General features: G+C 73.0%; 17 protein-coding genes and 2 tRNA genes. 11 read left to right on the plus strand and 8 right to left on the minus strand.

What is annotated here, in order from left to right; all coding sequences use genetic code 11:
* Positions 1-54 precede the first annotated feature (54 nt).
* Positions 55-1,452 (minus strand): MFS transporter, encoded by a 1,398-nt coding sequence (locus DK419_RS02065; protein ID WP_109957630.1) that lies wholly within the window; start codon positions 1,450-1,452, stop codon positions 55-57.
* 10 nt (positions 1,453-1,462) lie between these two features.
* A complete protein-coding gene (locus DK419_RS02070) occupies positions 1,463-1,657 on the minus strand; it encodes a ribosome modulation factor (protein WP_109957631.1) in 195 nt (64 codons plus the stop codon).
* Between the two features lie 308 nt (positions 1,658-1,965).
* Between DK419_RS02070 and DK419_RS02075 the strand changes: the two genes are divergently transcribed.
* From DK419_RS02075 to DK419_RS02085, 3 genes are all read left to right on the plus strand, one after another.
* Entirely contained in the window at positions 1,966-2,961 is a 996-nt protein-coding gene (locus DK419_RS02075) for a sulfurtransferase (protein WP_109957632.1), read from the plus strand.
* A complete protein-coding gene (locus tag DK419_RS02080) occupies positions 2,958-4,163 on the plus strand; it encodes a YeeE/YedE family protein (RefSeq protein ID WP_109957633.1) in 1,206 nt (401 codons plus the stop codon). The genes DK419_RS02075 and DK419_RS02080 overlap by 4 nt, the downstream gene beginning before the upstream one ends.
* 69 nt (positions 4,164-4,232) lie before the next feature.
* Positions 4,233-5,534: a PLP-dependent transferase gene (locus DK419_RS02085; protein ID WP_208642266.1), complete on the plus strand. Its 1,302-nt coding sequence runs from the start codon at positions 4,233-4,235 to the stop codon at positions 5,532-5,534.
* A 116-nt stretch (positions 5,535-5,650) separates the two neighbouring features.
* On the opposite strand, the gene DK419_RS02090 is transcribed toward DK419_RS02085, so the two are convergent.
* Positions 5,651-5,983 carry a hypothetical protein gene (locus DK419_RS02090; protein ID WP_109957634.1) on the minus strand — a complete coding sequence of 111 codons (333 nt, stop codon included), beginning with the start codon at positions 5,981-5,983 and terminating at the stop codon, positions 5,651-5,653.
* Between the two features lie 414 nt (positions 5,984-6,397).
* On the opposite strand from DK419_RS02090, the gene DK419_RS02095 reads away from it, so the two are divergent.
* The 4 genes from DK419_RS02095 (at position 6,398) to DK419_RS02110 (ending at position 9,094) form a co-directional block, all read left to right on the plus strand.
* A complete protein-coding gene (locus DK419_RS02095) occupies positions 6,398-7,969 on the plus strand; it encodes a 2-isopropylmalate synthase (protein WP_109957635.1) in 1,572 nt (523 codons plus the stop codon).
* Between the two features lie 143 nt (positions 7,970-8,112).
* Positions 8,113-8,188 (plus strand) — tRNA-Lys (locus DK419_RS02100).
* 124 nt (positions 8,189-8,312) lie between these two features.
* Positions 8,313-8,388, plus strand: a tRNA-Lys gene (locus tag DK419_RS02105).
* A 76-nt stretch (positions 8,389-8,464) separates the two neighbouring features.
* Positions 8,465-9,094: an alpha/beta fold hydrolase gene (locus DK419_RS02110; RefSeq protein WP_162561119.1), complete on the plus strand. Its 630-nt coding sequence runs from the start codon at positions 8,465-8,467 to the stop codon at positions 9,092-9,094.
* Between the two features lie 30 nt (positions 9,095-9,124).
* On the opposite strand, the gene DK419_RS02115 is transcribed toward DK419_RS02110, so the two are convergent.
* From DK419_RS02115 to DK419_RS02125, 3 genes are read right to left on the minus strand one after another with little or no spacing between them, the layout of a single operon-like run.
* Entirely contained in the window at positions 9,125-10,597 is a 1,473-nt protein-coding gene (locus DK419_RS02115) for an oligosaccharide flippase family protein (protein WP_162561120.1), read from the minus strand.
* Positions 10,598-10,649: 52 nt separating this feature from the next.
* Complete coding sequence (locus DK419_RS02120; protein ID WP_245442976.1) at positions 10,650-11,606, minus strand: glycosyltransferase family 2 protein; 957 nt, start codon at positions 11,604-11,606, stop codon at positions 10,650-10,652.
* A gap of 5 nt (positions 11,607-11,611) precedes the next feature.
* A complete protein-coding gene (locus tag DK419_RS02125) occupies positions 11,612-12,265 on the minus strand; it encodes a NeuD/PglB/VioB family sugar acetyltransferase (RefSeq protein WP_109957639.1) in 654 nt (217 codons plus the stop codon).
* Positions 12,266-12,605: 340 nt separating this feature from the next.
* On the opposite strand from DK419_RS02125, the gene DK419_RS02130 reads away from it, so the two are divergent.
* A complete protein-coding gene (locus tag DK419_RS02130; RefSeq protein WP_109957640.1) occupies positions 12,606-13,874 on the plus strand; it encodes a glycosyltransferase family 4 protein in 1,269 nt (422 codons plus the stop codon).
* Between the two features lie 136 nt (positions 13,875-14,010).
* Here the strand turns inward: DK419_RS02130 and DK419_RS02135 are convergent, their stop codons facing one another.
* Together DK419_RS02135 and DK419_RS02140 are read right to left on the minus strand one after the other, a co-directional pair.
* On the minus strand, positions 14,011-14,475 hold the full coding sequence (locus DK419_RS02135) for a GtrA family protein (RefSeq protein WP_245442795.1): 465 nt from the start codon (positions 14,473-14,475) through the stop codon (positions 14,011-14,013).
* Between the two features lie 108 nt (positions 14,476-14,583).
* The gene (locus DK419_RS02140) at positions 14,584-15,369 is read right to left on the minus strand and encodes an SDR family NAD(P)-dependent oxidoreductase (protein ID WP_245442796.1); all 786 of its coding nucleotides are present in this window, start codon (positions 15,367-15,369) and stop codon (positions 14,584-14,586) included.
* Positions 15,370-15,521: 152 nt separating this feature from the next.
* Here DK419_RS02140 and carB point away from each other — a divergent pair, with 152 nt between their 5' ends.
* The 3 genes from carB (at position 15,522) to DK419_RS02155 (ending at position 20,249) form a co-directional block, all read left to right on the plus strand.
* A complete protein-coding gene (gene carB, locus DK419_RS02145) occupies positions 15,522-18,995 on the plus strand; it encodes a carbamoyl-phosphate synthase large subunit (RefSeq protein ID WP_109957641.1) in 3,474 nt (1,157 codons plus the stop codon).
* A gap of 124 nt (positions 18,996-19,119) precedes the next feature.
* Complete coding sequence (greA, locus tag DK419_RS02150; protein ID WP_109957642.1) at positions 19,120-19,596, plus strand: transcription elongation factor GreA; 477 nt, start codon at positions 19,120-19,122, stop codon at positions 19,594-19,596.
* A gap of 134 nt (positions 19,597-19,730) precedes the next feature.
* Positions 19,731-20,249, plus strand: coding sequence for a hypothetical protein (locus DK419_RS02155; RefSeq protein WP_167450819.1), 519 nt, complete (start codon positions 19,731-19,733; stop codon positions 20,247-20,249).
* Positions 20,250-20,281: the final 32 nt, after the last annotated feature.

The raw sequence follows: 20,281 nt of genomic DNA on the forward strand, positions 1-20,281 counted from the left end.
TCCACCGCGCGGGCTGATGATACGAAATCCGGAAGTGGTCTTCCGGATTTCGTGTCAGCGGATCGACCTGCTCCACCCGCCCTGTTCGACCGATCGCCGGCTCCCCTCCCCCGCGTCGGGGTCCCGCCCCCGCGTCTCCGGCAGCAGCCAGGCCGCCACCGTGCCGACGAGGCTGAAGGCGGCCAGGTACCAGGCCGGCGCCATCCGGTCGCCGGTCGCGGCGATGAGCCAGTTGACGACGTAGTTGGTGCTGCCGCCGAACACCGAGACCGAGAGCGCGTACACGATGGCGAGGCCGGAGCTGCGCACCGCGCGCGGCAGCGATTCCGGGATGCCGACGATGATCGCCGCCGCGTTGATCGACGACAGGGCCGAGAGCAGGAAGGTCACGGCGTAGACGGCGAGCGCACTGGGCTCCCGCAGCAGCCAGGCGAAGGCCGGGACGGCCAGCAGCAGGATCAGGGCGCGGGGCCAGATCATCACCGGGCGCCGGCCGTAGCGGTCGGCGAGGAGGCCGCCCAGCAGCGGGAAGGCCACCGAGGCGAGGCCGAGCGCGATCGGCACCGCGGTCGCGGCGGTCTCGCTCAGGCCCAGGGTCGCGCCGGCATAGACCGGCATGTTGGTGCCGACGGCGTTCGAGACCGTCGAGGCGGCGATGACCAGGAAGGTCAGCCCGAGCAGGCGACCGTGCTCGCCGAGCAACCGGCGGATCACCGCCCCGGCCGAGGACGCGGCGTCCGGATCCTCCCCGACGCCGCCGGTCTCCGGCAGGTGGCTGCGGATCACGAGCCCGACCGGCACCACCGCGAGGCCGACGAGGAACATCACGCGCCAGCCCCATTGCGCCATCGCGGCATCGCCCACCGCGAGGGCGAGCGCCGTCGCCAGGAGGCCGGCGAAGAGCGCGGCGCAGCCCTGGCTGGCGATCTGCCAGCTCGTGACGAAGCCGCGATGCTTCACCGGCGCCGCTTCCAGCAGGTAGGCGGTGGAGGGGCCGACCTCGCCGCCGAGGGCGAGCCCCTGGATCAGCCGGCCGGCGATGACGATGGCCTGCGCCCATCCCCCGATCTGGGCGTAGCCCGGGCAGGCGGCGAGCATCAGCATGCCGAGCGCCATCAGGGCGATCGTGACCAGCATGGCGGGCTTGCGCCCGGCCCGGTCGGCGAGCGCCCCGATCAGGGCGCCGCCGATCGGCCGCATGACGTAGCCGACGCCGAACAGGGCCAGGGAGGCGAGCAGGCTGTGGCTCGCGTCGGAGGCCGGGAAGAAGGCCTCGCCGATCGCCTTGGCGAAGAAGGCGTAGACGGTGAAGTCGTAGAATTCGAGCGCGTTGCCGAGGACCACGGCCCCGACCGCCTTGCGGTCAAGCCCGACATGGACCGCCTTGCGGTCGAGGCCGGCATGGACCGCCTCGCGGTCGAGGGCGGGATGGGTGGGGTTGCGCGCGTCCATGCCGGGGGGGTCAGCGCCCCGGTTCGCGCTTCAAGCCGCCGGTCACCGGCTCGGCCCCCGCCGCCACGGCCTCGTCGTAGCCGGACAGCCAGCGCTCCCGCGCCTCGGTCCCCTCGGCATAGGGGCAGGCCTCGCGGGCGAGGCCCTTCTCCGGGGCGGCGCGGCCCAGCGCGTGGGCGTCGAGGTTGTCGGGCGGGGATTGCATCGGGGGGCTCCGGTCGGACGTGTCGTGGCGATCTAGGGCTCCGGCGGGCGAAGGGGATGGCGCTCCGACGCGCGGCTTCGGGTCTCCGTCCGCCCCACGTGCGGACGAACGGGATAATCCTCGTCGAATGTCGCCGCCACGAGGCACGAAACTTCTCCGGCACCTCGAAAATTAAAAATATCACTTCAATTGACGCTTGGGAAATACTCTGGAAATCATCGACTATCTGAGCGCGCCAAGCATAGGGCCGCTTCGGGCGAGATCAGGAACGGCGGACCGGCCCGGCCGGACGACCTTTGGGGAACGACATGCGCAAGACGACACTCCTCCGCCCGGCCGTGGCCGGTGCCGCCCTTGCCGGCGTCGCCCTGGCGGCCCTGCTGCCCCCGGCGGCTCCCGCCCTGGCCAATGCCGGCGCGAACGCCACCCCGGTCCCGCAGCGCGACGCCGCGAAGAGCCCGCTGGTCTCGACCGAGTGGCTGGAGAAGAACATCGATTCACGTAAGCTGCGCATCGTCGAGGTCAGCGTCGATCCGGGGGTCTACGAGCGCGGCCACATTCCGGGCGCCCACAACGTCGCCTGGCACACCGACCTCGTCGAGACGGTGAGCCGCGACATCGCCGGGCCGGAGAAGTTCGCCGCGCTCGCCCGCCGCCTCGGGATCGACCGCGACACCACCGTGGTCCTCTACGGCGACAACAACAACTGGTTCGCCGCCTGGGGCGCCTGGGTCTTCGCGCAGTACGGCCTCGTCGACACCGTCAAGCTGCTCGACGGCGGGCGCAAGAAGTGGGAGGCCGAGAAGCGCCCGCTCGACACCCGCACGCCCGAGGTCGCGGCCTCGACCTTCGCCGCCGCTCCGGCCGCGACGGCGCTGCGGGCGCGCTTCACCGACGTGCTGGCGGTGGCGCGCAAGGAGCGGAACGAGACGATCCTCGACATCCGCTCGCCCGACGAGTTCTCCGGCAAGGTGATCGCGCCGGCCGGCGTGCCGGAGCTCGCCGTGCGGGCCGGCCACATCCCGGGCTCCGTCAACGTGCCGTGGGGCAAGGCGGTGAACGCGGACGGCACCCTCAAATCCGTCGAGGAGCTGCGGAGGCTCTACGCCGAGGCGGGCATCGACGGCTCGAAGCCGGTCATCACCTCCTGCCGCATCGGCGAGCGCTCGAGCCATTCCTGGTTCGTGCTGAGCCGGGTGCTCGGCTACCCGGCCCGCAACTACGACGGCTCGTGGACCGAGTACGGCAACGCCGTCGGCGTGCCGGTCGTCAACCTCGCCGGCACGGTCTGGGGCGGCAAATGACGTCGGGCGCGGCGGTCCCCGGGACCGCCCCGGCCGGCGCGGGTCTTCGCGCCGGCCTCGGCCTGACGCTCGCCGCCCTGCTGGCGGCGGGCGCCTGGCACCTCTCGGGCGAGGCCGGCGGGAGCCGCCTCGCCCTCTCGCTGGTCTTCGGGGCGCTGTTCGGCTTCGTGCTGCAGCGCTCGCGCTTCTGCTTCCTGTGCGTGTGGCGCGACCTCCTCGACCGCGGCGACCCGCGCGGGGTGCTCGGGATCCTCGCCGCCCTGGCGGCGGGGCTCGCCGGCTACACCGTGGTGTTCGGCGCCTGGCTGCCGGACCCGTCGGGCACGCGGCTGCCGCCGGGCGCCCATATCGGGCCGGTCGGGCCGGTCCTGGCGCTCGCCGGCCTCGCCTTCGGGGCCGGGATGGCGGTGTCGGGCTCGTGCCTGAGCGCCCATCTCTACCGCCTCGGCGAGGGCTCGCCGACGGCGCCCTTCGCGCTCGCCGGCGCCGCCCTCGGCTTCTGCCTCGGCTTCGCGACCTGGAACCCGCTCTACCTCTCGGGCATCGCCGAGGCGCCGGTGGCCTGGCTGCCGCGCCATCTCGGCTACGGCGGCAGCCTCGCGGCCGGGCTCGCGGTCCTCGGCGGCCTCGCCCTGTGGCTGCTGCGCCGGCCGCTGCCGGCGGACCCGCCGCGCCGGGCCGCCCCCGACCCGCTTCACGCGGTGTTCGTGGCGCGCTGGCCGACCTGGCTCGGCGGCCTCGCCGTCGGGGCGCTCGGGACGCTGGCCTACCTGCGGCTGGGCCCGCTCGGGGTGACGGCGGAACTCGGCGGGCGCAGCCGGCAGGCGGCGGCCGGCCTCGGGTGGCTGCCCGAGCGGCTGGAGGGCCTCGACGGGTTTCGCGGCTGCGCCACCGCGCTCCGCGACGGGCTCATCACCCCCAACGGACTCTTCGTCGGCGGGCTCGTGGTCGCGTCCTTCGCGGCGGCGCTCGCGGCCGGGCAGTTCCGGCCCGCCCGGCCCGGGCGCGGCCACGTCCTGCGCGGGCTCGCCGGCGGGATCCTGCTCGGGTGGGGGGCGATGACCGGGCTCGGCTGCAGCGTCGGCACGCTGCTCTCCGGCATCATGGCGGGCGCCGTCTCGGGCTGGGTGTTCGGGATCGCGATGCTGGTCGGCCTCACCGTCGGCCTGCGCCTCGGTCGCCGGTCCGGCCTGCTGGCGTGACGCCTCGCCTTGGCCTGCGGCGCGGGCCGGGCCTATAGGGCGTCACCCGCCCGAGAAGGAGCCGTTATCGTGCCGCCAGCCCCGCCCGCTTCCTCGCCCCCCTCCAAGGTGCGGCGGCGCGAGGCCTTCCTGGCCGGGTGCCGGCCTGCGACGCGCCGCATCCACGCGCCGATCCTCGACGTCGCGGCGGCGCGCGGCCACCTCAACCCGCGCGGCCTCGGGCGCGCCCGCGCGTTCTCGGATCTCGGCTCGCTCGGCCAGAGCAGCGTCGGCTTCGAGACGCTGGCCGACTACGAGGCCGCCGACGCGGCCGGGCGCGCGCCCTATGGCGGCGCCGAGTACGGCGTCGTCCAGTCGCCGGAGGCCGACGCGGTCTGCGCGAAGTTCGCCGCGCTGCACGGCGGCGCCGGCGCGATCGTCTGCGCCTCCGGCCTCGCGGCGATCGCGACGGTGCTCGACGCCTTCGCGCCGAAGCTCGTCCTGATCCCGGAAGGCCTCTACTTCCCGGCCTGGCGCTACATGGCGGAAGCGAACCTGTCCGAGACGGGGCGAGCCGCGCTCGTGACCTATCCCGCCGGCGCCTCCGGGGCGGAGGTCGGCGCGCTCCTCGACGAGGCCGGCCGGCTTTTCGCCCCCGCCGACACGATGGTCTACCTCGAGGCGCCGGTGAGCGGCACCTTCGAGATCCCGGACATCGCCGGCATCGCCGCCGCGGCCGCGCGGGCCGGCATCCGCACGGTGATGGACAACACCTGGGGGAGCCACGTGCGCTTCCGGCCCCTCGACCACGGCATCGGGATCGCGGTCCAGGCGACGACGAAGTACGAGGGCGGCTACGGCGACACGCCGAGCGGCGTCGCGGTCGCGCGCGCGGAGGCCGACATCGCCCGCCTGCGCCGGCGCCTGCGGATCGGCGGCCACGGCGCGGTCTCGCCCCAGACCTGCGCCCGCCTGTTCCACCGGGTCGACGGCGCGAAGGCCCGCCTCGACCGGCACGAGGCCACGGCGGCGGCGCTGATGGCGTGGTTCGAGGGCAAGGCCTTCACCGCCCGGATCCTGAGCCCGACCCGCGCGGACAGCCCGCATCACGCGCGCTACCAGCAGTATTTCGGCGCCGGCAACAGCCTGTTCACGGTCGCGTTCGACGAGGGGCTCCCGGGCGAGCGCGTCCACGCCTTCGTCGACGCGCTGCTCCTGTTTCGCGTCGCCGAGAGCTGGGGCGGCCACGTCTCGCTGGTGCTGCCGGTCCATCCGCGACGCGACCCCGCGACGCTGCCGAAGGGCGCGACGTTCCGCTTCAACGCCGGCCTGGAGGAGGCCGGCGACCTGATCGCCGACCTGGAGCAGGCGGCGCGGGCGGCTCCGCTGTAAGAACCCGTCGGATCGTCTCCGGCAATCACGACGCCCTTCGGGTCGTTCCGGGTCCGCGGAGCGGAGCCCGGAACGACGATGGCGGATGTCGGTTCTGCCGAACAGGCTCGACGAGCCTACGGATAGCCGAAGCGGGCCTTGGCGGCGGCCAGCAGGTGCATGGCCTCGCCGTCGCGGCCGGCCGCGCAGGCGCTCGACGCGTTGGCGAGGTCGGCCGAGAAGCGCTTGCCGACCGGCGCGTTGAGGTTGCCGGTGGCGACGTCGCTGTCGACGATGGCCTGGGTGCGGGCGATGGCCGGGCCGCAGCCGGTGCCGGCGGGCAGAGCCCCGGCGGGGAGCGCGGCGACCGGGCCGAGGCCGGCGGCGGGCGGCGGGGCGGCCGGCTTCGAATGGCAGGCGGTAAGCGCGAGGAGGGCCGCGAGGGCGAATCCGGGCTTCCAGGACGACACGGGGACAACTCCACCTTGCGATCGGGCACGTGCGGCCAAGCTTGTGGCAAGCACCGTCGGGCCGGTCAATCGCGGGCCGGCCGATCGCGGGGCGACGCAGCGTCTGCCGCGGCGTGTCATCGCGCCCTTGTCATCGATCCTTGCTCCCGTTACACAGGCGGCCCTCGCATCGGGTTCATCACCCTTCAGGAGACGCGAGCCGTGGCTCATGCCGGCTCCCCGCTGACGCTTCCGACGACCGCCCTCTCGGCGGCGCGGGCGCGCGCGCTCCTTCTCGGCGGCCTCCTTCTCCTTACCAGCCCCTGAGGGCCGTCCGGGCGCGCGCCTGGGCCCTTGGGGGATTGGACAAGTCGAGACACCAGCCAGACGCCCTCGCGCGACCCTACGTCCCGGGCGAACCAGGATTTCCAGACCATGACCGACCAGACCGCCCGCACCCCCTCCTCGTCCGAGCGCGTGCTGATCTTCGACACCACTTTGCGCGACGGCGAGCAGTGCCCCGGCGCCACGATGACGCTGGAGGAGAAGCTGGCGGTGGCCGAGATGCTCGACGCGATGGGCGTCGACGTCATCGAGGCCGGCTTCCCGATCGCCTCCAACGGCGACTTCGAGGCGGTGGCGGAGATCGCCCGCCGCTCCAAGTCGGCGGTGATCGCGGGTCTCGCCCGGGCGATCCCGGCCGACATCGCGCGGGCCGGCGAGGCGGTGCGGTTCGCGCGTCGCGGGCGCATCCACACCTTCGTGTCGACCTCGCCGATCCATCTGGCCCACCAGATGCGCAAGACCGAGGACGAGGTCTTGGAGATCGTCCTGAAGACCGTGGCCCAGGCCCGCGACCTCGTCGAGGACGTCGAGTGGTCGGCGATGGACGCGACCCGCACCCCGATCGACTACCTGTGCCGCTGCGTCGAGGCGGCGATCCGGGTCGGCGCCACCACCATCAACCTGCCCGACACGGTCGGCTACGCCACCCCCGAGGAGTACCGGGCGATGTTCCGCGCCGTGCGCGAGCGGGTGCCGAACTCGGACAAGGCGGTGTTCTCGGTCCATTGCCACAACGACCTCGGCCTGGCGGTGGCGAACTCGCTCGCCGGCATCGAGGGCGGCGCGCGCCAGATCGAGTGCACCATCAACGGCATCGGCGAGCGGGCCGGCAACGCGGCGCTGGAGGAGATCGTGATGGCGATCAAGACCCGCGGCGACGTGCTGCCCTACGAGACCGGCATCGACACGACCCAGCTCGTGCGCGCCTCGAAGCTGGTGGCCGGCGCCACCCACTTCCCGGTGCAGTACAACAAGGCGATCGTCGGCCGGAACGCCTTCGCCCACGAGAGCGGCATCCACCAGGACGGGATGCTGAAGAACCAGACCACCTACGAGATCATGACGCCGGAATCGGTCGGCGTGCACAAGACCTCGCTGGTGATGGGCAAGCATTCGGGCCGTGCCGCCTTCCGCTCGAAGCTCGACGACATGGGCTACCGGCTGTCCGACAACCAGTTCCAGGACGCCTTCGAGCGGTTCAAGGCGCTGGCCGACCGCAAGAAGCACGTCTACGACGAGGACATCGAGGCGCTGGTCGACGAGAACCTGGCCACCGCGCATGACCGCATCCGGCTGGTCTCGCTCACGGTGGTCGCCGGCACCCGCGGCCCGCAGCGCGCGACGATGAAGCTCGCCATCGAGGACCGCGTCGTCACCGAGGAGGTCGACGGCAACGGCCCGGTCGACGCGGTGTTCAACGCGATCCAGGCCCTGGTGCCGCACGAGGCGTCCCTCGAGCTCTACGACGTCCACGCCGTGACCGGCGGCAGCGACGCCCAGGCCGAGGTCTCGGTGCGCCTGCGCCAGGACGACCGCATCGTCACCGCCCGCGGCGCCGACCCGGACACCCTGGTCGCCTCGGCCAAGGCCTACCTCGCGGCGCTGAACAAGCTGATGGCCGGCGCCAGCCGCCTGCACGCCCAGCACGCCGCCGCCGAGTGAGGCGCGAGACGCGGCAGAAAATCGACGGGCAAAAAATCGACGGGCTTTCGGGATCGGGGCTGGACAGCCCCCCGCCGGCCCATTAAACGACCCTCACCGCCGGGGCGGTTTGGTGGCTTCCCCGGTGGCTCTCTTGTGAGAGCGGGCGCATAGCTCAGTTGGTAGAGCAGCTGACTCTTAATCAGCGGGTCCTAGGTTCGAGCCCTAGTGCGCCCACCAAACTCAAGTTACTCTCGTGGTAACTGTCACCGGATACCGACAGGTAGCCGGCACCGGCAGCCGACAGGCGGCCGGCACCCTAGGAACGGTTGGTGGCCGTTCCCCTTTCGCTCTCGCGAGCGACGGGCGCATAGCTCAGTTGGTAGAGCAGCTGACTCTTAATCAGCGGGTCCTAGGTTCGAGCCCTAGTGCGCCCACCACTCCCTTCCCGCGACGACGATGAGCCCTTCGGCCAAGCCTCCTGGGACGGAACCTGCCGCAGGGCCAGGCCTGGACGTGGTGCTGCTCCACGGGCTGGGGCGCACGCCGCGCAGCATGGCCGGGCTCGCGCGCCGCATCGCCGCGGCCGGCCACCGCGTCGAGAATCTCGGCTACCCCTCCCGCCGCCTCGGCATCGCCGCCTGCGCCGCGCACCTGCGGCCCGCCCTGTCGGCGATCCGGCACCGGGCCGGGAGCCCGCTCGTCCTCGTCGGTCATTCCATGGGCGGCCTCGTCGCCCGTCACCTCGCCGCGGCGGATCCCGGCCTGGCGGCCGGCCTCGTGATGCTCGGCACGCCGAACCGCGGCAGCGAGGCGGCCGACCGGGCCTCCGAGTTTCGGCTCGGGCGGGCCCTGTTCGGCCCGGCCTTGCGCGACCTGCGCACCGACGCGGCCGGCACGATCCCGGTGCCGTCCTGCCCGATGGCGGTGGTCGCCGGCACCCGGGCGCTCCTCCCGTTCTTCCGCGACCGGATCCCGACGCCGCATGACGGCCTCGTCAGCCTCGAGCGCGCGCGGCTCGGCGTCGGCGAGCGCTGGTGCGCGGTGCCGGGTCACCACACGCTCCTGATGGACCATCCCGGGACGACGGCGGCAGTGCTCGACGCCCTGTCGGCCTGGATCCCGGCCGCCGGCCGGGGCGGCTGATCCGCGGGCCGGCGGTCCCGGCCCCTGCCCCTACCGCACGGCCCGCACCGCCCGCGCCCGCAAGCCGACGATCACCGGGCGGAACGTCTCTCGGACGTGGCCGGCGACCGGATGGTCGAGGAGCAGCATGGCGACCAGCCAGGCGGCGGCGCCCCCGCAGCCGGCGAGCACGCCCTCCGGGATGGTGAGGGCGAAGCCCCGGCCCGCGAGCGCCACGACGGCGAGGGGCGGCAGTGCGGTCGCGACCGTGACGAGGGCGCTGATCCGGAGCGCGCCGACGAAGGCGGCGAGGCTGAACGGCACCCGGCGGCGGATGAACCAGAGGGCGATCCCGACCTGGAGCGGAACGGTGACGAGCTGGGTCGCCGCCACCGCGAGCGGCCCGCCGGAGGCGGCGGCGGCGGCGATGAGGGCGGCGCTCGGCGGCAGGCTGATCAAGCTCGCCGTCAGGGTGTCGCGCAGGCCCCCGCTCGCGAGCAGCACCGGGTAGGTCAGCATCGCCGGGAAGGTCAGCATCGAGGCGAGAGCCAGCACCTGGACGATCGGCACGCTGGCGAGCCACTGCGCGCCGAGCAGGACCAGCACCACCGGCTGGGCGATGAGCGCGAGCAGCAGGGCGACCGGCCAGAGCACCACCGTGATGTTGCCGATCGAGGCGATATAGGTCGGCGCCAGCGCCCGCCCGTCGCGCCGGTCGGCGGCGAACATCGGCAGGATCACCGCGCCGAGGCTGCCGAGGATCATCTTGTCGGGGAGCTGGCTCACCACCTGCGCCCGGCCGTAGAGGCCGACGAGGTCGGGGCCACTGACGCGGCCGAGGAGGAAGATCGGCAGGAGGTCGTAGGCGCGGTTGAGCAGCGTCGTCACGCTCGAGCAGCCGCCGATGGCGAGCGCCGTGCGCCAGCCCTGGAGGCTCGGGCGGAAGATCCCCGGCTCCGGCCGGACCGCGAGGCTCAAGCCGACGGCGGCGGCGGCGCTCGCCACCATCGCCCAGGCGAAGCTCATCGCCCCGAAGCCGAGGAGCGCGAGCCCGACCAGCGCCACCGCGTATGTCAGGCAGGTGCCGACATTAACCCACATCAGGGCGGCGAACTGGAAGTCCCGGCGCATCAGCGCCATCAGGGGGCCGGAGAACGGGACCAACAGGAAGCTCAGCGAGAGCACCCGCAGATAGGGGCCGAGCAGGGGCTGGCCGTAGGCTTGCGCCCACAGGCCGGCGGAGGCGTAGAGCGCGACCGCGAAGAACGCCGACAGGGCCAGCAGCACCGTGAAGGCCGTGCGGGCGGATTGCTGCGAGGTGGTCGGCTCGTGGATGATGTAGTTGGTGGTGCCGAAATCCCGCAGGCCGTCGACGACCTGCACCAGCGCGACCCCGATCATCGACAGGCCGACCTGCTCCGGGGTGAGCAGGCGCGAGACGAGGGCGGTCTGGCACAGGGTGATCGACAGGACGAGGTAGCGCTCGCCCGAGACGAGCAGGACGGCGCGCTTGACGAGGCTCATCGAGACACCTTTCGGGCGGGACGGCTTTCGGGGGGAGCGTCGGGTGGGCGTGTCACGGCGATCCGGCGAGCGCCCCCGGCGCCGGCCAGGCCCGGCCCGCGCGCCAGGTGCGGACGAGCGCCGCGAGGTAGCGCGCCGGATCGAGGCCCGGGATGCAGTCCCGCGCCAGCACCGCCCGCGCCTCGGCCGGGCGGCCGAGGCCGGCGAGCCTGCGGGCATGGTCGAGGAGCAGCCGGTTGCGGCAGCGCCGGGCGGACGCCGCGAGGTCGGCCGGCACCGCGCCCTCGTCGAGGAGCCGCGCCAGGCTGGCGGCGAGGAGCGGCGCCGCCGGTGCGCGCCGCGGCGGGGCCGCCGGCCCCAGCACGGCGGTCGGCCGGGCGACGTAGCGGAACGGACCCTGCAGGGCGAGGCGGCCCCACAGGTCGAGCTCCGGCCCGCCGCCGCGGCAGGAGAACAGCCCGGCATCGATCGCCGCCGCCCGCTCGATCAGCGCGGCGCTCGCCCGCACCGGGACCCGTCCGACCCGCAGCGCGAAGCCGAACGGGTCTGGGACGCGGCCCGAGGGCACGCTCATCGGCAGGAGCGGCCGGCCGGTCTCGGCGAGGATCGGATTGCCGAACGCCGCGACGGCGTCGCCGAAGCGGGTCGCGGCGACGAGCTCGGCGAGGTGGTCCTCCCGCCACGCATCGCCGGGATCGAGGAACGCCACCCACTCGGCCCGGGCCGCGCTCACGCCGCGATTGCGGGCGGCGGCGCGCCGGACGTCGTGGCCGTAGGAGCCTTGGTTGTAGGAGCTTTGGCCGCAGGATCCCGGATCGTGCCCGTCGCCCTCGCCGCGCAGGGCCCGGACCCGCGTGTCGGATGCCGCCGCGGCGGCCTCGGCCGCCCCCTCGCCGATCGCCAGGACCTCGTAGTCGCCGAAGGTCTGGGCGCGCAGGGAGGCGAGGGCAGGCCCGGCAGGCAGGCCTGCCGCCAGGGCGAGCACGACCGAGACGCGGGGGCCGCGCATCGCGCTCACGCCCCGGTCCGCAGGGTGCGGGCGGGGTTGCCGACCACGGTCGCCCCCGCCGGCACGTCGCGCAGGACCACCGCGCCGAGGCCGACGAGCGCCCGCTCGCCGATCGAGACGCGCTGGCGCACCGCGCTGCCGGCCCCGACGTAGCAGGACCGCCCGAGCCGCACGAAGCCGCTGACGACGCAAGCGGGCGCCAGCACCGCCCCGTCGCCGATCGCCGCGTCGTGCCCGACGACGACGCCGGGCCCGATGGTCACGTGGGCACCGACCACGACGTTGCCGGCGACGCTGGCGCCGTGATGGATGCAGGTGCCGGGACCGAGCACCGCCCGCGACGAGACCGCGGCAGCGGCATGGACCAGGGTGGCGAAGCGCTCGGGCTCGAGCCCGGTCCCGGCGACGATCGCCAGCCGCCCGCGGTGGCTGGCCTCGCTCCCGATGGCGTTGACGAAGGCGACGTCCGGGTCCTCGGCGAGCCGGCGCGCCTCGGCGAGGCGCCCGAGCACCGGCAGGCCGGCGACGCGGTCGCCCTCCGGCCGGGCGTCGTCGAGGAAGCCCGCCACCCGCCAGGGCGCCTCGGGCCGGCTCTCGACGAGGTCCAGGATATCGAGGGCGTTGCCGCCGGTGCCGAGGATGATCAGGGGGCGCTGCATGGCCGTGCCGGGTCTCGACCCAAAACCTGCCGCCGTGATGCGGCCTCGACATCCAGGCTAGCCGGCCGTGCCCGCAGGGTAAGCGTCGCAATCGTCGGCGCCGGGACCTTCGAAAGAGGTAGACCCGCCCGCAATTCTGGGCAGGGAAGCCGCCGAATTCCATCGCTCCCGCCCGCGAGGGCGGTCCCTAGGCTGGTTGCCGAACGATCGCGCGGCGCGGGACGCCCCGCGGCGCGCGGGACTGCATCCGGGAGCGTAACGGCTTATGAGACTCACCTTCACGAGATCCGCGTCCGCGAGAGCCGCGCCGGCGAAGGCCGCGCTCGATCGAGCCGGCCCGATGACGATCGCCTACCTGGTCAACACCGCCCCGGTGACGAGCTCGACCTTCATCCGGCGGGAGATGGCGGCCCTGGAGGCGCAGGGCGTCGTGGTGCGGCGCTTCGCGCTGCGGCGCTGGCACCAGCCCCTCGTCGACCCCCTCGACGTCGCCGACCAGGCGCGCACCCACTACATCCTCAGCGGCAACCTGCGCGGGCTCCTCGTCGCGGCCCTGCGCCAGGCGGCGACCGACCCGGCGGCGCTCGCCCGGGGCGCCTGGCTCGCCGCGCGGCTCGCCCGCTCCGGCGGCGGCGCGGTCCGGCACGCGGCCTACCTCCTGGAGGCGGTGTACTTCCTGCGCACCTTGCGCCGGGAGGGCATCGCCCACACCCACGTCCACTTCTCCTCGAACGCCGCCGCGGTCGCCCTGATCGCCCGCACGATGGGGGGACCCACCTACAGCTTCACCGCCCACGGCCCGGACGAGTTCCTGACCGCCGCCGAGGACGGCCTCGCCCTCAAGCTGTCGGGCGCCGCCTTCGCGGTGGCGATCTCGAACTTCTGCCGCTTGCAGCTCGTGCGCTTCGGCGGAGCCCATCACCACGACCGGATCGCGGTGGCGCGCTGCGGCCTCGACCTCGCGGAGTTCGTGCCCTCCGACCGGCCGGCGGGGGAGAGCCGGACGCTGGTCTGCGTCGGCCGGCTCTGCCCGCAGAAGGGGCAGGTCTACCTGCCGGCGGCGGTGGCGGCCTTGCGCGCGACCGAGGCGCCGTTCCGCCTGGTGCTGATCGGCGACGGCGAGAGCCGCCCGGCGATCGAGGCCGAGATCGCCCGCCACGGCGTCGGCGACCTCATCGAGCTTCGCGGCTGGCGGAGCGGCGCCGAGGTGCGCGCGGCGATCGCCGAGTCCCGCGCCCTGGTGCTGCCGAGCTTCGCCGAGGGCCTGCCGATCGTGCTGCTCGAGGCGCTGGCGCTGGAGCGGCCGGTGGTGACCACGACCGTCGCGGGCATCCCGGAGCTGGTCGACGGGGGGTGCGGCCGCATCGTGCCGCCTGGAGACGGCGCGGCCCTGGTCGGCGCCCTGCGCGACATCCTGCGGGCCGACGAGGCGACGCTCGCCCGCATGGGCCGCACGGGCCGCGCCCGCGTCGCGCGCCACCACGATCTCGGGACGCTGGCGACCACCCTGCGCGGCCTGTTCGCGGCGGCGATCGGCCGGGAGGGGCAGGCGGAGGTGCGGACGGGACGGGAGGTGCTCGGGCGGGAGGCGGCGGGGATGGAGACGTGAGGCGACGGATTTCGGCCGTCCGGCGGCGTGGCTCGACGGCCCCCGAGCCCTCCATCGCCATCCCGGGCTCCCGGCCCCGGCATGATGGGGGAATCGCCGGGGCGTGTTCGTCGGATCCGCAGCGACGGCACGCCCCTCACCGCACCCCCGTCGCCTCCTCCGACAGCACCGCCACCGGCCGCACCGCGAAGGTCCAGACCCGGTGGCCGAGGAAGTTCCAGAACACCACCGCCCCGGTCGCCAGCACCTGGGCCACGAGGTAGGGCAGGCCGAAGCCGCGGGTGAGGCCGGCCATGATCAGCCAGGTCAGCCCGAAGCCGATCGCCGCGACGATGCCGAAGCGCCAGGTCGCCTCGGCGTGGGGCCGCGCGCTGGCATAGGTCAGTCGGCGGTTGAGCCCGTAGGAGATCACCGCGCCGGCGAAGTAGCCGGCGAGCGCCGCCCGCACCGGATCGGCGCGGCCGGTCTCGACCAGGACGGCGAGCACGCCGTAATGGACGGCCAGCGCCGCGAGGCTCACCCCAAGATAGGACGCGAATTGCCGCGCGAGGGCCGCCCGCGCCCCGGTGATCCACGGTCTCGATCTCGGTTCGCTCGCCACGACGCAACTCGACCACGCGAAGGAATCGGTGGGCCGGCCGAGGCCGCCCCACCTCCTGTCTAGCGCCCGGCACTGAACCGATGATGACCCGAAAGCGGCGGAATCCGTTCATCCTTGCAGGCGGGCCGCCACCTTTCGGCTGAGCCAGCGCGGCATCAGGCGGGCGGCGAGCACCGCCGCCCGGTTGGCCGCCCCCGGGATCACCACCGCCCGGCCGGCGAGATGGCCGGCGACCGCCGCCTCCGCCACCGCCTCCGCCGTCATCACGTTGCCGGTGAAGCGCTTGGTGCCGCCGACGTCGGCCCTCGCCGAGAATTCCGTCGCGGTGGCGCCCGGGCAGACGGCCGTGACCACGACGCCGTGCGGGCGCGCCTCCTCGTAGAGCGCTTCGGAGAGCGTGAGCAGGTAGGCCTTGCTGGCGTAGTAGGCCGCCATGTTGGGGCCCGGCAGATAGCCCACCACCGAGGCGACGTTGAGGAGGCCACCGGATTTCCGCGCGATCAGCCCCGGCAGGACCAGGCGGCTGAGCACCGTCGGCGCCGCGACGTTCACCGCCACCATCTCGGCCTGGTCCCGCGCCGGCAGGGCGGCGAAGCGGCCGCGCAGGCCGAAGCCGGCATTGTTGACGAGGGTGTGGAGGACGATCCCCCGATCCTCCACCGCCGCGACCAGGGCCTCGGGCCCGTCCGGCCGCGCCAGGTCCGCCGGCATCACGACCGTCGGCACCGGCAGCTCCGCCGCCAGCGCCTCCAGGCGGTCGGCCCGCCGGGCGCTCAGCACCAGCGGCCGCCCGCGCGCCGCGAAGGCCCGGGCGATCGCGACGCCGATCCCGCTCGACGCGCCGGTGACCAGCGTCCAGCGCGCATCTCCCCTTATGTCCACCTGCCCGGCCACGCCCTTCCCCTGATCTGTTCGCCTATGCTAAGGGCGCCCAACGCAATCCCCGCCGCTTCCGCACGTTCCGCTCCCGCCTCGACGAAGCCCCGACAGGGCCGAGGCCGGATCCGAGGAACGAGGCAGCGCGCCGCACGAGTCTGAAGCGTCCGATGCCCAAGCGCACCGATCTCTCCTCCATCCTCATCATCGGCGCGGGCCCGATCGTCATCGGCCAGGCATGCGAGTTCGACTATTCCGGCACGCAGGCCTGCAAGGCCCTGCGCGAGGAAGGCTACCGGATCATCCTGGTCAACTCGAATCCGGCGACGATCATGACCGATCCGGATCTCGCCGACGCCACCTACGTCGAGCCGATCACGCCCGAGATCGTCGCCCGCATCATCGAGAAGGAGCGGCCCGACGCCCTCCTGCCGACCATGGGCGGCCAGACCGCGCTGAACTGCGCCCTCTCGCTCAAGCGGATGGGCGTGCTGGAAAAATTCGGCGTGCAGATGATCGGCGCCACCGCCGAGGCGATCGACAAGGCGGAGGACCGCAGCCTCTTCCGCGACGCGATGACCAAGATCGGGCTCGAGACCCCGAAATCGGCGCTCGCCAACGCCTCGGCCGCCAAGAAGGCGGATCGTGAGAGGTACCTCGCCGAGGTCGCCCGCATCGAGGCCACCGAGAGCGACCCGGAGGCCCGGAAGGGCGCGCTCGCCGCCTTCGAGAAGAAGTGGGCGAGCGGAGAGAACGACCGGCGCAAGCGCTACGGCGAGCACGCGCTCGGCCAGGCGCTCGTCGCGCTCGCCGAGGTCGGCCTGCCGGCGATCATCCGGCCGTCCTTCACCATGGGCGGCACCGGCGGCGGCATCGCCTACAACCGCGAGGAGTTCCTCGACATCGTCGAGCGCGGCATCGACGCCTCGCCGACCAACGAGGTCTTGATCGAGGAATCGGTGCTCGGCTGGAAGGAGTACGAGATGGAGGTCGTCCGCGATCGTGCGGACAACTGCATCATCGTCTGCTCGATCGAGAACCTCGACCCGATGGGCGTCCATACCGGCGACTCCATCACCGTGGCGCCTGCGCTGACGCTGACCGACAAGGAATACCAGCGCATGCGCGACGCCTCGCTGGCGGTCCTGCGCGAGATCGGCGTCGAGACCGGCGGCTCGAACGTGCAGTTCGCCGTCGACCCGGCCACCGGCCGGATGATCGTGATCGAGATGAACCCGCGCGTCTCGCGCTCCTCGGCGCTCGCCTCGAAGGCGACCGGCTTCCCGATCGCCAAGGTCGCGGCCAAGCTCGCCATCGGCTACACCCTCGACGAGATCGCCAACGACATCACGGGCGGCGCGACGCCCGCCTCGTTCGAGCCGACGATCGACTACGTCGTCACCAAGATCCCGCGCTTCGCCTTCGAGAAGTTCCCGGGCGCCGAGCCGACGCTGACCACCGCCATGAAGTCGGTCGGCGAGGCGATGGCGATCGGGCGCACCTTCGCCGAGTCGCTCCAGAAGGCCCTGCGCTCGCTCGAGACGGGGCTCACCGGCCTCGACGACATCGAGATCGAGGGGTTGGGCAAGGGCGACGACCGCAACGCCATCAAGGCGGCGATCGGCACCCCGACCCCGGATCGCCTCCTCAAGGTGGCGCAGGCGCTGCGCCTCGGCGTCAGCCACGAGGAGGTCCACGCCTCCTGCAAGATCGACCCGTGGTTCCTGGAGCAGCTCCAGGCCATCATCGACCTCGAGACCAAGGTGAAGCGCTTCGGCCTGCCGAAGACCGAGGGCGCCTTCCGCCAGCTCAAGGCGGCGGGTTTCTCGGACCAGCGCCTCGCCGTGCTCGCCGGCATGGACGAGGGGGCGGTGCGGAGCGCCCGCCGGGCGCTCGCGGTGCGGCCGGTCTTCAAGCGGATCGACACCTGCGCGGCCGAGTTCAAGTCGCCGACCGCCTACATGTACTCGACCTACGTCGCCCCCTTCGCCGGCAGCGTGGTCGACGAGGCCGAGCCCTCCGACAAGAAGAAGGTGATCATCCTCGGCGGCGGCCCGAACCGGATCGGCCAGGGCATCGAGTTCGACTATTGCTGCTGCCACGCCTGCTTCGCGCTCACCGACGCGGGCTACGAGACGATCATGGTCAACTGCAACCCGGAGACGGTGTCGACCGACTACGACACCTCGGACCGGCTCTACTTCGAGCCGCTGACCGCCGAGGACGTGCTGGAGATCATCGAGACCGAGCGCCAGGCCGGCAAGCTGCACGGCGTGATCGTGCAGTTCGGCGGCCAGACCCCGCTGAAGCTCGCCCGCGCCCTGGAAGAGGCCGGCGTGCCGATCCTCGGCACCTCGCCGGACGCGATCGACCTCGCCGAGGACCGCGACCGGTTCAAGCGCCTGCTCGACAAGCTGCACCTCAAGCAGCCGAAGAACGGCATCGCCTACTCGGTGGAGCAGAGCCGGCTGATCGCCGCCGATCTCGGCCTGCCCTTCGTGGTGCGGCCGTCCTACGTGCTCGGCGGGCGCGCGATGGCGATCATCCGCGACGAGACCCAGTTCGCCGACTACCTGCTCGACACCCTGCCGAGCCTGATCCCGTCGGACGTCAAGGCGCGCTACCCCAACGACAAGACCGGCCAGATCAACACGGTTCTGGGCAAGAACCCGCTCCTGTTCGACCGCTACCTGTCGGACGCGATCGAGGTCGACGTCGATGCGGTCTCGGACGGGCGTGACGTGTTCATCGCCGGCATCATGGAGCACATCGAGGAGGCGGGCATCCACTCGGGCGATTCCGCCTGCTCGCTGCCGCCGCGCTCGCTCTCGCCCGAGACCATCGCCGAGCTGGAGCGCCAGACCCGCGGTCTCGCCCTCGCCCTCGAGGTCGGCGGCCTGATGAACGTGCAGTACGCGATCAAGGACGGCGAGATCTACGTGCTGGAGGTGAACCCGCGGGCCTCGCGCACCGTGCCGTTCGTCGCCAAGGTGATCGGCGAGCCGATCGCCAAGATCGCCGCCCGGGTGATGGCCGGCGAGAAGCTCGCCACCTTCGGCCTCAAGCCCAAGACCCTGCCCCATATCGCGGTGAAGGAGGCGGTGTTCCCCTTCGCCCGCTTCCCCGGGGTCGACGTGCTGCTCGGGCCGGAGATGCGCTCGACCGGCGAGGTGATCGGCCTCGACCGCGGCTTCGGCGTCGCCTTCGCCAAGAGCCAGCTCGGGTCCGGCACCCAGGTGCCGAAGGCCGGCACGGTCTTCGTCTCGGTGCGCGACGACGACAAGGCGCGCATCCTGCCGGCGATCCAGCTGCTCGCCGACCTCGGCTTCACGGTGCTCGCCACCGCCGGCACCCAGCGCTACCTCGCCGAGAACGGCGTGGCCTGCACCCGCATCAACAAGGTGCTGGAGGGCCGCCCGCACGTGGTCGACGCGATCAAGAACGGCGACATCCACCTGGTGTTCAACACCACGGAGGGCGCCGGCGCGCTGTCCGACTCCCGGTCCTTACGCCGGGCCGCCCTCTTGCATAAAGTGCCGTACTACACCACTCTCGCGGGAGCGATGGCGGCCGCCGAGGGAATCAAGGCCTATCTCGGGGGTGATCTCGAGGTGCGGGCCCTGCAGGAATATTTCGCGGCTTAAGTCGTAAAGCCGCGGACGAGACCTATCTCATCCCCTCGCGCCCGCGCGAGACAATCGGAAACAGGCCCGGTCGGGAGGCTCACCCTCTCGCCGGGCCGATTATTTGTGACGCGAGACGACGACGATGGACAAGGTTCCGATCACGGTACGGGGATTCGCGGCTCTGGAGGCGGAGCTGAAGCGCCGCCAGCAGGAGGAGCGTCCGCGGATCATCCAGGCGATCGCGGAGGCCCGCGCGCTCGGCGACCTGTCGGAGAACGCCGAGTACCACGCCGCCAAGGAGGCCCAGTCCCACAACGAGGGCCGGGTGCTGGAGCTGGAGAGCCTGATCTCCCGCGCCGAGGTCATCGACGTCGCGAAGCTCTCGGGCACGAAGGTCAAGTTCGGCGCCACCGTCAAGCTGATCGACGAGGATACCGAGGAGGAGAAGACCTACCAGATCGTCGGCGAGCCCGAGGCCGACGTGCATGCCGGCCGGGTCTCGATCACCTCGCCGATCGCCCGCGCGCTGATCGGCAAGGGCGTCGGCGACACCGTCGAGGTCGTCACCCCGGGCGGCGGCAAGTCCTACGAGATCACCGGCATCCAGTTCGGCGCCTGACGCACCGAATGTCGTTCGGCGCCTGACGCGCCGTAGGCCGTTCGGCATCTGAGCGAAGCGTTGCCGGAGCGGCGTCCGGGGGTTATCTCGGCCCGCACGAGGTGCCCCCGTCGGGCGCCGTGGAGACGACGCCGATGCTGCGCTGGTGCAAATCCCTGATCGGCCGATCCCTGATCGCGGCTTCCCTGATGGTGGCGGCCGTGCCGGTGTACGCGCAGGACGCGACCCTGCCGTCGGCGACGCGCTTCTCCGCCATCCGGGTCGATGTCGGCCCCCTCCTCGCCCGCGGCCTCGGCCCCTACGCCGAGACCGTGCGGGCCGAGTTGCAGGCGGCGCTCGCCAGGAACTTCGCCGACCGGGTCGGCGGCCCGGGCCCGGCCCTGGTGGTGCGGGTCACCGGCGTCTCGCTCAACCCCTATGCCGGCAGCGAGACCCGCTTCGGCGGCGGCAACGCCACCAACAGCGATTACCTCGAGGGCGAGGCCCTGGTGGTCGACCGGGCCGGCACCGTGCTGCTGCGCCATCCCCAGCTCTCCGCCACCAACGCCAGCGCCGGCGGCGCCTGGTACGACCCGGCCTCGGAGCGCCGTCGGGTGACCTACATCGCCGGGCATTACGCGGCGTGGCTGCGGCGAGGGCTGGGGCTCGACTAGGCACAGCACCGGCTCTCGCGCCGCCCGGAGGG

Origin of the sequence: Methylobacterium terrae, from assembly GCF_003173755.1 — a bacterium.
Taxonomy (GTDB): Bacteria; Pseudomonadota; Alphaproteobacteria; order Rhizobiales; family Beijerinckiaceae; genus Methylobacterium; species Methylobacterium terrae.

Bases quoted from the DNA above. Each gene is read 5' to 3' on its own strand.
- carB (WP_109957641.1), top strand. From the start codon at position 15,522: ATGCCCAAGCGCACCGATCTCTCCTCCATCCTCATCATCGGCGCGGGC.
- DK419_RS02125 (WP_109957639.1), bottom strand. From the start codon at position 12,265: ATGCAGCGCCCCCTGATCATCCTCGGCACCGGCGGCAACGCCCTCGAT.
- DK419_RS02065 (WP_109957630.1), bottom strand. From the start codon at position 1,452: ATGGACGCGCGCAACCCCACCCATCCCGCCCTCGACCGCGAGGCGGTC.
- greA (WP_109957642.1), top strand. From the start codon at position 19,120: ATGGACAAGGTTCCGATCACGGTACGGGGATTCGCGGCTCTGGAGGCG.
- DK419_RS02115 (WP_162561120.1), bottom strand. From the start codon at position 10,597: ATGAGCCTCGTCAAGCGCGCCGTCCTGCTCGTCTCGGGCGAGCGCTAC.
- DK419_RS02075 (WP_109957632.1), top strand. From the start codon at position 1,966: ATGCGCAAGACGACACTCCTCCGCCCGGCCGTGGCCGGTGCCGCCCTT.
- DK419_RS02155 (WP_167450819.1), top strand. From the start codon at position 19,731: ATGCTGCGCTGGTGCAAATCCCTGATCGGCCGATCCCTGATCGCGGCT.
- DK419_RS02095 (WP_109957635.1), top strand. From the start codon at position 6,398: ATGACCGACCAGACCGCCCGCACCCCCTCCTCGTCCGAGCGCGTGCTG.
- DK419_RS02130 (WP_109957640.1), top strand. From the start codon at position 12,606: ATGACGATCGCCTACCTGGTCAACACCGCCCCGGTGACGAGCTCGACC.
- DK419_RS02080 (WP_109957633.1), top strand. From the start codon at position 2,958: ATGACGTCGGGCGCGGCGGTCCCCGGGACCGCCCCGGCCGGCGCGGGT.
- DK419_RS02120 (WP_245442976.1), bottom strand. From the start codon at position 11,606: ATGCGCGGCCCCCGCGTCTCGGTCGTGCTCGCCCTGGCGGCAGGCCTG.
- DK419_RS02070 (WP_109957631.1), bottom strand. From the start codon at position 1,657: ATGCAATCCCCGCCCGACAACCTCGACGCCCACGCGCTGGGCCGCGCC.